The organism is Desulfurellaceae bacterium, from assembly GCA_021296095.1.
In the GTDB taxonomy this organism is placed as follows: domain Bacteria; phylum Desulfobacterota; class Binatia; order Bin18; family Bin18; genus JAAXHF01.
In genome coordinates, this window is record JAGWBB010000035.1 from 40,710 (window position 1) to 50,179 (window position 9,470).

General features: G+C 63.6%; 11 protein-coding genes. 5 read left to right on the top strand and 6 right to left on the bottom strand.

The features are described 5' to 3' along the window. Positions 1-43 precede the first annotated feature (43 nt). Genes J4F42_10380 through J4F42_10395 form a run of 4 tightly spaced genes read left to right on the top strand, consistent with a single transcriptional unit; the run spans position 44 to position 4,192 of the window. The gene (locus J4F42_10380; GenBank protein MCE2485906.1) at positions 44-1,192 is read left to right on the top strand and encodes an aromatic ring-hydroxylating dioxygenase subunit alpha; all 1,149 of its coding nucleotides are present in this window, start codon (positions 44-46) and stop codon (positions 1,190-1,192) included. Continuing rightward, positions 1,189-1,500 carry a hypothetical protein gene (locus tag J4F42_10385; GenBank protein ID MCE2485907.1) on the top strand — a complete coding sequence of 104 codons (312 nt, stop codon included), beginning with the start codon at positions 1,189-1,191 and terminating at the stop codon, positions 1,498-1,500. Before J4F42_10380 ends, J4F42_10385 begins: the two co-directional genes overlap by 4 nt. Further along, complete coding sequence (locus J4F42_10390) at positions 1,500-2,309, top strand: class I SAM-dependent methyltransferase (protein ID MCE2485908.1); 810 nt, start codon at positions 1,500-1,502, stop codon at positions 2,307-2,309. Before J4F42_10385 ends, J4F42_10390 begins: the two co-directional genes overlap by 1 nt. Before the next feature lie 11 nt (positions 2,310-2,320). Further along, positions 2,321-4,192: an oligopeptide transporter, OPT family gene (locus J4F42_10395; protein ID MCE2485909.1), complete on the top strand. Its 1,872-nt coding sequence runs from the start codon at positions 2,321-2,323 to the stop codon at positions 4,190-4,192. Between the two features lie 210 nt (positions 4,193-4,402). Here J4F42_10395 and J4F42_10400 read toward each other — a convergent pair whose 3' ends face one another. The 5 genes from J4F42_10400 to J4F42_10420 form a co-directional block, all read right to left on the bottom strand. Further along, entirely contained in the window at positions 4,403-4,594 is a 192-nt protein-coding gene (locus tag J4F42_10400) for a type II toxin-antitoxin system HicB family antitoxin (protein ID MCE2485910.1), read from the bottom strand. Between the two features lie 94 nt (positions 4,595-4,688). Further along, complete coding sequence (locus tag J4F42_10405) at positions 4,689-5,741, bottom strand: LLM class flavin-dependent oxidoreductase (GenBank protein MCE2485911.1); 1,053 nt, start codon at positions 5,739-5,741, stop codon at positions 4,689-4,691. A gap of 24 nt (positions 5,742-5,765) precedes the next feature. Further along, the gene (gene arsS / locus J4F42_10410; protein MCE2485912.1) at positions 5,766-6,743 is read right to left on the bottom strand and encodes an arsenosugar biosynthesis radical SAM protein ArsS; all 978 of its coding nucleotides are present in this window, start codon (positions 6,741-6,743) and stop codon (positions 5,766-5,768) included. Between the two features lie 50 nt (positions 6,744-6,793). After that, on the bottom strand, positions 6,794-7,147 hold the full coding sequence (locus J4F42_10415) for a dienelactone hydrolase family protein (GenBank protein MCE2485913.1): 354 nt from the start codon (positions 7,145-7,147) through the stop codon (positions 6,794-6,796). Continuing rightward, positions 7,132-7,485, bottom strand: a complete 354-nt coding sequence (locus J4F42_10420; GenBank protein ID MCE2485914.1) for a hypothetical protein — start codon at positions 7,483-7,485, stop codon at positions 7,132-7,134. The genes J4F42_10415 and J4F42_10420 overlap by 16 nt, the downstream gene beginning before the upstream one ends. A 168-nt stretch (positions 7,486-7,653) precedes the next feature. Here J4F42_10420 and J4F42_10425 point away from each other — a divergent pair, with 168 nt between their 5' ends. Then, complete coding sequence (locus tag J4F42_10425) at positions 7,654-8,463, top strand: enoyl-CoA hydratase/isomerase family protein (protein ID MCE2485915.1); 810 nt, start codon at positions 7,654-7,656, stop codon at positions 8,461-8,463. An 11-nt stretch (positions 8,464-8,474) separates the two neighbouring features. Here J4F42_10425 and J4F42_10430 read toward each other — a convergent pair whose 3' ends face one another. After that, positions 8,475-9,350: a TraB/GumN family protein gene (locus tag J4F42_10430; protein ID MCE2485916.1), complete on the bottom strand. Its 876-nt coding sequence runs from the start codon at positions 9,348-9,350 to the stop codon at positions 8,475-8,477. Positions 9,351-9,470: the final 120 nt, after the last annotated feature.

A 9,470-nucleotide genomic window follows, 5' to 3' on the forward strand; every position in this document is an offset into this window, starting at 1 on the left:
GCCCAGCAGGTGTCCGCTGAAACCCGACACCAAGGAAGTGAACATGGCAGCATCACACCCCCCACACAACAACGAGGCCCTGTTCGCCACTGCCGTTGCGAAGACGAGGGCTCCCCTACTGCAAGCGCATCATCTGCCTGGGGATTTTTACACTTCGCCTCACACCTATAAATTGGAACAGGAGCGAATCTTTCAGGCCGACTGGCTGTGTGTTGGCAGGGTTGAGGAGTTAGCGCAGTCCGGGGACTATCTCACGCTGCGAGTAGGAGATGAACCAATTATAGTGTGCCGGGATGAGGAGAGATCAATCAATGCCTTCTACAACGTCTGCCGTCACCGGGGGACGGAGGTTGCCATCGGGCAGGGGAACACAAAAAGCTTCCAATGCCCCTATCACGCGTGGACCTACGACCTTAAAGGCCGGTTGAAAGGTGCGCCTTTTACGCAAGAAATCGAGAATTTCAAGCTGTCCGACTACGGCTTAGTTCCCCTGAAAGCGGACACCTGGGGTGGGTTCATTTTCATAAACTTTGACCCTGACAGCTGCGACTTGATGGAATTTTTAGGCGACTTCACCGAGACACTCGCCCCCTACCGACCCGAAGAATTGCGACTGGCGACCAAGTTTGTCCTGGAATACGAGTGTAACTGGAAAGCCACCGCCGAAAATCTGGTCGATATCTATCATCTTGCCGCGCTGCACGGCTCTTCCCTGGGTCCCCACCAGCCGGTTGAGGCGTACGAGTTTCGACTGACAACGGGGGGCTATAACGGTCTTTTCAAGGGAAACAGCCCTCTGACGCCCGACGGCAAGTCGCGCTTTGGCAACATGCCGTGGCTGTCGGGGCAGGCCCTCGAATACGGCTATACGAGCCATCAGCGTCCGAATATGAATTTCGGTTTGCGACAGGACAATATAAATTTTACGACAACATGGCCGCTGGGGGTCGAACGCAGCATGATCACATTCCATATGCTGCTGCCAAAACAGCACTTCAGCCTGCCCGACTTTAGACAGCGGGTGAAAGTCTATGAGGATTTTGTCACTCTGGTGTTGGAAGAAGACCGGAGCATGGTGCAATCTCTCCAGAAAGGCTTCAAGTCTCGCGCCTACCAGCCGGGCCCTATGTCCAAGTATGAGATTGCCGTACACCATGTGATGAACTACTACCTGGAGCGGACCTTTGCATGAGCCGCCCCATCCTCCACCTCATCCTCCACGTCCTCGTTCCCGGCGCGGTCGCCCGGCTGGCTTTTGCCGACCGCTGGCTGCGGGCCTGGCTGATCATGCTGCTGACCATGGTCATTGACCTCGACCATCTGCTGGCCACGCCGATCTACGACCCGGACCGGTGTGGCATCGGCTTTCATCCGCTCCACTCCGACGTGGCGATTGGCGTCTACTGCATCCTGGCGCTCATCCCGGCCTCACGGATCGTGGGAGTCGGCCTCTTGATCCATATGCTCCTCGACGGCATAGATTGTGTTTTCATGCCGTGATGGACAGCCGAGAGCAGCAGATTATTGACTCCTGGCAGGAACGCGCCCGCGCCTACCAGGAGCTGACCGAACGCTGGTCAATCTTTGGCCGGCTGGCCGAGCGTCTGATCGACCTGTTGCCGTCGCCGGTTGAGGGTCCGCTTATTGACCTGGCCGCAGGAGCCGGGCTGCTGAGCGCCCGTCTGCTGCACCGTCACCCGCAGGCCCAGGTCTATCTGGTCGAGCCGGCCGAGGCCATGCTGGAGCTGGCCGTCCGGCGCATCGGCCGCCGCAGCATCGGTCACGCCCGGGTGTCGGCCGCCGAACTGGATCGGGTGCCGATCCGAGCCGAGGCGGTGTTATGCAGCGCGGCCGTCCATCTTGTTGACGAGACGGAAGTCTTTCCCAGCGTTGCCCGGGTGCTCAAACCCGGCGGGCTGTTTATTTTCAACCTGTGGTGGCACTCGTGGGAGCCTACGGCGCATATCGACCCCGGCCCGCGCTGGCGCGCCCTGCTCGAACAGGCCATGGCTGAGCTGGGGGAAGCGGCCGCCCTGCCCGCCCCAAGCCAACCGCGCATACGGACCCGCCACGGCTTCAGCCGGGCCGGCCAACGGGCAGGCCTGGACATGCTGCACACCCAGACCGACACAGACCGCCTGCCGCTCGGCTTTTTTCTGGACTTTACGGCTATGGCACCGGATTTTCTGGCCGGCTTGTCCGAGTCCCGGCGGGCTGTGGTGTTGCGGACTGCGCGGGCGCGGGCAAACGCCGAGGTGCGCATTCAAACGACCCGCTTTGTGCTGCAAAAACGGGCCGCGCGCCTGTGATCGGAGAGAGCATGCAAACATCCGACGTATCTGAACTGACCCTGCGAACCGTCCTCCTCGGTCTGGTCTTGTCGGTCGTCATGGGCGCGGCCAACGTCTACCTGGGGCTGAGAGTCGGCATGACCGTCTCGGCTTCTATCCCGGCTGCGGTGCTGGCCATGCTGATCCTGCGGGTCGTGCTGCGTGGCGGGACGATTCTCGAAGCCAACCAGGCCCAGACGGCCGCCTCGGCCGGGGAGTCGCTGGCCGCCGGGATTATCTTTACCATGCCGGCCCTGGTTCTGATCGGGGTGTGGCAACGCTTCGACGTCGTCCTCACCACGCTCATCGCCCTGAGCGGCGGACTGCTGGGCGTCCTGCTGATGATTCCGCTCCGGCGTGTCTTTGTCGTGCCCCAGAATCCAACCCTGAAGTTTCCCGAAGGCGTGGCCTGTGCGGCCGTGCTGCGCGCCGGGCAGCGCGGCGCGGACGACGCCCGGGCGGTCATCCACGGCGCCGTGTTCGGCTTGGTCGGCAAGCTGCTGATCAGCTTTGTCGGTCTACTCAAGGGCAGCCTGGAGGGGGCGGTCGTGCTGGGCCAGCGCATCTTCTATGTGGGTGGGGACATTTCGGTCGCCCTGCTGGGAGTGGGCATGATTGTTCAGCTCAATATCGCCCTGCTCGTCTTCATCGGCGGCGCCCTGGGCTGGCTGGTCATCCTGCCAATTCTGGGCGCTTCTCCGCAGCTGCTCGACAGTCCGATTGAGGGCGCGTATGCGGTCTGGTCGAGTCAGGTCCGGTATGTCGGGGTTGGCGCCATGGTGGTCGGCGGCATCGCGGCCATCGCCCAGGTGCGCCACGGCCTGGTCGAGGCTCTGCGGGTGCTGTTCGGGACCGGCGGGCTCGCTCGGTCGCAGACCGATCAGCCGGAGGCGGCAAGCGAACGTGATCTCTCCTTCGGCGCTATCCTCGCGCTCGGCCTGGTGTGCGTCGCGCTGATCGGCGGGCTGTACACCGTCCTTACCGGCCAGCTCGGCGTCAGCCTGCTGACCACACTGATCATGCTGGTCATGGCCTTCTTCTTCACCGCAGTGGCGAGCTACATTGTGGGGCTGGTCGGCAACTCCAACAGTCCGGTTTCGGGCATGACGATTACCGCCGTGCTGTTTACCGGCGGGCTGCTGTTCGTGTTCGGCTTCAGCGGCACGACCGGCATGCTGGCGACCCTGGGGGTGGCGGCGATCGTGTGTTGTACGGCCTGCACAGCCGGTGATGTGTGTAATGACCTCAAGACGGGTCAGCTGGTGGGAGCCAGCCCGCGGCGCCAACAGCTCATGCAGATTGCCGGTGTGGCGGTCGCGGCGCTGGTCATGGCTCCCGTCTTGCAGCTGTTGCACGACTACACCCCGGGCGGTATCGGCGGCAAAGAGCTGGCCGCTCCCCAGGCCCAGCTGTTTGCCAGCCTGGCCCGCGGCTTTTTCGGTGACGGCCAGCTGCCGTGGCCGCTGGTCGGCCTGGGAGCCGGCCTGGGCGTCGGTATTCTGATCGTGGACCGGGCTTTGCAGCTGCGGGGTACGACCTTTCGGGCTCACCTGATGCCGATCGCCGTCGGCATGTATCTGCCGTTCGGGCTGTCGGTGCCGATTCTGGTCGGCGGGATTGTGGCCTTCCTGCTCACCACCGGGACGACCGAGCGGACCCGACCCGTTCAGCCCGGCGTCCTGCTGGCGTCCGGGGCCATCGCCGGTGAGGCCCTGATGGGAGTCGGGCTGGCCCTGCTGGCCAGCATCGGCATTCCCCGCCTATCGCTCGGGCTGCCGGACGGACTGATGACGCTCCTGACCTTCGGGGCGGTGGTGTTTACGCTGGCGTTCTTTTATCGGCGGGCGCGGCCCTCAGAATGATGAGGAAGAGCCCAAAGACGTAATAATGGATTCATGAGGGATTGCTCAGCTGTTTCATAATATGCTTGGCAAGACTTTCCTTGATTTCTCAATGGCGAGGAATGGGCTGAGAGACCCCCGTGTTCGGGTTGCGGTACCAGTCGTGCTTCCCACCGTGCCGCACGAGGATGCAGCCGAATCCTTGGAGCGTTCTAATCAGCGCGGTGCGCTTCACGCCAGCACCAATTCGTCTACCTTACGAATGCCGGTCAGCTCTCTACTTGTCAGGTCGGCATACAAGTCCCGCAGGTGGTCCTTGAGATCGTCCAAGGTTTCGCCCTGGGTCCAATAATCGGGGTAGTCTTGCAGGTAGCCAAGCCACGCCCCATCTTCTTCCCAGTACACAAATTTTGTTGTCTGCATAGGCGGCCGGCCTCCTTGGCGTCTGAATTCCAGGGCGGCGCTCCGATAGTGTGGGCACGCCCCAGAACGGTCTTTGTGCATTAGCCGGCTCAGGTCAGGCGGAATGCTGGACGACCTGGGTAGCAAAATCGGTCATTTCGGAGACGTTGGCCGCAATCGCCACCTGCTTCACCCCCAGCGCCTCCATGCTGCGGATGCGCTCCTGAATCTCCTCCGGCGTGCCGGTCAGGGTCGTCTCCTTGATCATCCGTTCGGTGACCAGCGACTCGTGCTCGGGTTTGAACTCGGCGCAATAGCCGGTGTACAGGTCCAGATGGCGGGTCTCGACCGGAGCGGTCGGCGTCCGGTAGGCGGCCTTAAAACCCATCAGCTCATCCCGGATGTCGCCCGGCAACTGGTAGGGGTCGGTCACCGACAGGGCAAAGATGTTGCACTCCGAGACGACCAGCGGCCCGACCGCACGCTGGAGGTCGGCCAGGCTCTCGCCGGGCTTGGTAAAGTGCAGGGCGGTGAGGACCAGGATGTACAAGTCCTCCAGGCGTTTGCCGGCCCGTTCGGCGCCGCGCCGGATATGGCTCAGGGTGTACTTGAGCAGACTGTCGCCGACCGTCCCGAACAGGATCACCCCGTCGCCGATTTCCCCGGCCAGCTCCAGCGTCTTGGGTCCGCTGCCGGCCACATACACCGGGATGGGATCGACCAGATTGATGAAGCCCTCGTCGGGATTGAGGAAGCGGATCATGCGCTGCCGCTCACCCTCCTGATACGGGACGGTCTCCCCGCGCAGCAGGCCGCGGCACACGTCGATATGGGTCCGCATCTCGGCCAGCCTGGCCGCCGGCATGCCCAGCGTCCGTCGCGAGGTGTTGCCGGTGCCGATGCCCAGAATGAGCCGGCCTGGGGCGAGCACATTCAGGGTCGCAAAGTTGCCGGCCGTGACCGGGGCGATACGCGAGCTGGGATTGGTGACGTTGGTGCCCAGCTTGATCGTCGTCGTGTTGGCCGCGCACAAGGCCATGCACTGGTAGACATCGGCCCAGACCATCTGCGAATCACCGAACCAGGCGTGGCTGAAGCCCTGGCTCTCGGCCAGCGCCACATGTTTGTAGCTCTCAACATGGGAGAGAAAAATCACTCCGAAATCCATTGTTGGCTCCTTCGTCTATAGTCTCTAGGATAAGGCTCCCCCGCACGAACTGCCCGCCCCGGCCGTGCAGCCGTAGCAATGCGAGCCGACCACAATGGCCCGGTGTTCCAGCGCCCGAACGAGATCGTCGGCCGACTGCTCCCCCAGGCGCAGGGGTGTGTCGTGGCCGAGGCGCAGGTCGAGCATCTGGTTGAAGTCGCAGTCGTACACAAAGCCGTCCCACGACACGCTGACCTGAGAGCGGCACATCAGGTCGTCCAGGGTGGCCGGGTTGAACGCCTCGACCAGCAGCTGCATATAGGCCTCGAGCTGGCCGTCGCGCTCCAGACTGTGGGCAAAGCGGGCAATCGGCATATTGGTGATGGTGTACAGCTGGTTGAAGACCAGACCGAAACGCGTGCCCAACTCGCGCGTGTAGTCTGCTTGCAGCTGGTGTTGCGGAGGAGGCAGATGGGGTCCGACCGGGTTGTAGACGAGGGTCAGCCTCAGCTCCGAGTCGTCCCGGCCGTAGCCCAGGGCGTTCAGCGTCCGCAGGGCCTGAATCGACTTGTCGTACACCCCCTGACCGCGCTGTTTGGTCACGTTCTCTTCGGAGTAGCACGGCAGGCTGGCGATGATTTCGACGCCCATCCGGGCCAGAAACTCGGCCAGGTCTTCCTGGCCGGGCTCGAACAGGACCGTCAGGTTACAGCGGTCAATGACCCGGCGTCCGACGTCGCGCAGGGTTTTGACCGCATACCGAAACGACGGGTTCAGCTCGGGTGCGCCGCCCGTAATATCGACCGTGTGCGCACCGGCCGCGCGAACCAGCTCCAGCGCCAGGTCGATTGTTGAACGATCCATGATCTCGGTTCGCTTGGGACCGGCGTCAACGTGACAGTGCAGGCAGGCCTGATTGCACAGCTTGCCCACATTGATCTGCACGCTCTCAATACGTGTCCGGCGCAGCTGGCCACCCGTCTGACACGCCCGTGAGGCAAAAGAAGGAATTGGGCTTGGCATACCGAAAATCATAGAGCAGTTCCCGGCTTTTGGGTAGTCGGGCTCAAAGCTCAGCGCCGCCGCGCTGTCCAGCTCCGCACTGTGTGTCCCAGCTCTTCCAGCACCTGCGCATCGGTGCGGCCCGAGCGCTTGAGCACGTGGAAAGAGTGGTCGCCGCCCTCGACGACGTGCAGGCTGGCCCGTCTTCCCAGGCGACGCAGCAGGGGGCGCAGCAGGGCCAGGTCGGCCAGCGTATCGCGCGTGCCCTGCAGGAAGAGCATCGGGGTATGGATGTCGGTCAGATGCTCGCCACGCTCGGCCGCCGGCCGGCCGGCGGCGTGGAGCGGAAAGCCGAAAAAGATCAGTCCCCGGACACCGGGCAGCGCTTCCTGGGCCATGGCCAGCGAGGTCATGCGGCCGCCCATCGACTTTCCGCCGGCGAACAGCGGCAGGTCGCCGGCCGCCTTGTTTGCCGCAGCGATGGCCGAGCGGACCGTTTCGAGCGAACCGGACCGGGGTTCGGACGCTTGCCGCCCTGCTCCATATACGGAAACTGATAGCGGAAGCTGGCAATGCCACACTGGGCGAGTTGGGCGGCGCTGGCCTGCATGAAGGCGTGGTGCATCCCGGCTCCAGCCCCGTGGGCGAATACGAGCAGACACCGCGCGGCCGGCGGACGAACCAGCACGGCAGACACCCGGCCCGCTTTTGGGCTGGCCAGGAATCGGAGTGAACGCGTGGTCGGGCGTGGAGATTGCGCCATTGGCGTAGAGTCCGCTCCTGTCAGATTGCCAGGGGTGTATCACTTGTGCTGATGGCATCTCAAGAGGCTCCAGGTGTCGCCCGCAGCCCTCGCTTTTCCTTGTTTCGGACACGTCCTCCTGCTATGCCGGCGACAATGAACGCCGAGGAACATAAGGAGGGAACCCCGATGACAGACTACAGCCGCTATGAGTGCATCACGATCGAAAAGGCCGATAAGCTGGCCATCCTGACCCTCAACCGCCCGGACTCGCTTAACGCCGTGAATCCCCAGCTCCACAACGAGCTTGAGCGCATCTGGCTCGATGTGGCCGACGACCCGGAGGTCAACGCCATTCTGCTGACCGGTGCCGGCAGAGCCTTTTGTGCCGGCGGCGATGTCAAGGGCATGGCCTCCAGATCGGACGGACAGAGCGGGCAGGCGAAACGCTTTCGCCTGAATCCGGCCGGCGGGAAACGGCTGATCCAGAACCTGCTGGAGGTCGAACAACCGATTATTGGCGCCATCAACGGCGATGCGGTCGGACTGGGGGCGACCATCGCCCTGTTCTGTGACGTTATTGTCGCCTCGGAGAAAGCCCGCTTTGGCGATCCGCACGCCCGGGTCGGTATTGTGGCCGGTGACGGCGGGGCGGTGATCTGGCCGCTGCTGATCGGTCCGGCGCGGGCCAAGGAGTTCCTCATGCGCGGGCATCTGGTCAACGGCAGCGAGGCGGCCAAGATGGGCCTGGTGAACTATGCCGTGCCGGCCGAGGAGGTCATGCCAAAGGCGCGAGCCCTGGCCCAAGAACTGGCCGACGGGCCGACCTGGGCTATCCGCTGGAGCAAACTCTCGGTGAACAAGTGGCTCAAAGATCAGGTCAACCTCATCCTCGATGCCTCGCTCGCCTATGAGATGATCACCATGACGACCGAAGATCACAAAGAGGCCACCCGCGCGTTTGTGGAGAAGCGCAAGCCGCAGTTCCAGGGCCGCTAGACCGTATCCCCTCAGTATATGGCTTCGAGCGTATAGCCGTGTTGGTGCAGGAGCCGCAACACGCCCTGCTCGCCCGGCAGGTGCAGGGCGCCAACGGCGATGAACGCCCCGCCGCCACGGATGAGGGCGTCCATGCGCTCCAGCAGGCGCGGATTGCGCTGGGCCAGCAGCCGCTGCATGAACCCGTCCACGACACGCTTGACCGCCGCATCGGTCGGACCGCTCTGCTGGCTGAGGCTGACCAGCCCGGCCAGATCGCGGGCCAGGTAGCGCTCAATCAGGCGGGGCAGTAGGGCGGACTGCTGAGTATAGCGGGTGACGCTATCGCGCAGCAGGATCACCTGCTCGGCAACAGGCGCGGTATCAAAAACCGCCACCTGCTCCTCGACCGTTTCCAGACCACAGGTGGACTTTCCCTGTTGCCGTGCGCGTTCGTGCAGGCGGAGGTCCAGGACCTGGCCCGTCGTTTGCCGTGGACCGCTCAACAGCATGACCACCGCCCAGGGTTTGAGGCGCAGCAGAGCCGGTTCGGGCACGCCGCGTTCCGCCATCACCGGCACGGTGGCGTCGAACAGCGTCTCGCCAAGCACGGCTCGCAGGCTTTGTCCCTGGGCTAAGACCATGCGCTGGGCCAGGACGGACGACGCCCGCGCATCGAGCACGAGTTCCATACAAAAATGCTCGCTCTCGTCAAAGGCGGCCTGCACTTCGGACGGGAGCCGGACAACGCGCGGGTCGGCGGAATGGATTGTGCCAAACACATAGCTCGGCCGGGGACTGCCGGTGCCGATCTTCCACAACAGGCCGCGGTCAAAATGCGCCCGGGTCGGCGCGGACTCCCCGGGCGGAGTCTGGGCCAAGGCCGGGCGGGTGAGCAGCAGGCACATCGCCGGAGCAAGAATCAACTGGCAGAACAGTCGCGTAGCGTCCTCCGCAGCAGACGGACCCACTGCTCAGGCTGTTTCGATCAGCTCGAGGGCGGTCTGGGGGGTGTCGGCCACCCGGTA

What these genes read in the sequence shown, in the direction of transcription:
- J4F42_10430 (MCE2485916.1), bottom strand. Translation starts at nt 9,350, where the DNA reads ATGTGCCTGCTGCTCACCCGCCCGGCCTTGGCCCAGACTCCGCCCGGG.
- J4F42_10395 (MCE2485909.1), top strand. Translation starts at nt 2,321, where the DNA reads ATGCAAACATCCGACGTATCTGAACTGACCCTGCGAACCGTCCTCCTC.
- J4F42_10400 (MCE2485910.1), bottom strand. Translation starts at nt 4,594, where the DNA reads ATGCAGACAACAAAATTTGTGTACTGGGAAGAAGATGGGGCGTGGCTT.
- J4F42_10405 (MCE2485911.1), bottom strand. Translation starts at nt 5,741, where the DNA reads ATGGATTTCGGAGTGATTTTTCTCTCCCATGTTGAGAGCTACAAACAT.
- J4F42_10425 (MCE2485915.1), top strand. Translation starts at nt 7,654, where the DNA reads ATGACAGACTACAGCCGCTATGAGTGCATCACGATCGAAAAGGCCGAT.
- J4F42_10385 (MCE2485907.1), top strand. Translation starts at nt 1,189, where the DNA reads ATGAGCCGCCCCATCCTCCACCTCATCCTCCACGTCCTCGTTCCCGGC.
- arsS (MCE2485912.1), bottom strand. Translation starts at nt 6,743, where the DNA reads ATGCCAAGCCCAATTCCTTCTTTTGCCTCACGGGCGTGTCAGACGGGT.
- J4F42_10415 (MCE2485913.1), bottom strand. Translation starts at nt 7,147, where the DNA reads ATGGGCGGCCGCATGACCTCGCTGGCCATGGCCCAGGAAGCGCTGCCC.
- J4F42_10380 (MCE2485906.1), top strand. Translation starts at nt 44, where the DNA reads ATGGCAGCATCACACCCCCCACACAACAACGAGGCCCTGTTCGCCACT.
- J4F42_10420 (MCE2485914.1), bottom strand. Translation starts at nt 7,485, where the DNA reads ATGGCGCAATCTCCACGCCCGACCACGCGTTCACTCCGATTCCTGGCC.
- J4F42_10390 (MCE2485908.1), top strand. Translation starts at nt 1,500, where the DNA reads ATGGACAGCCGAGAGCAGCAGATTATTGACTCCTGGCAGGAACGCGCC.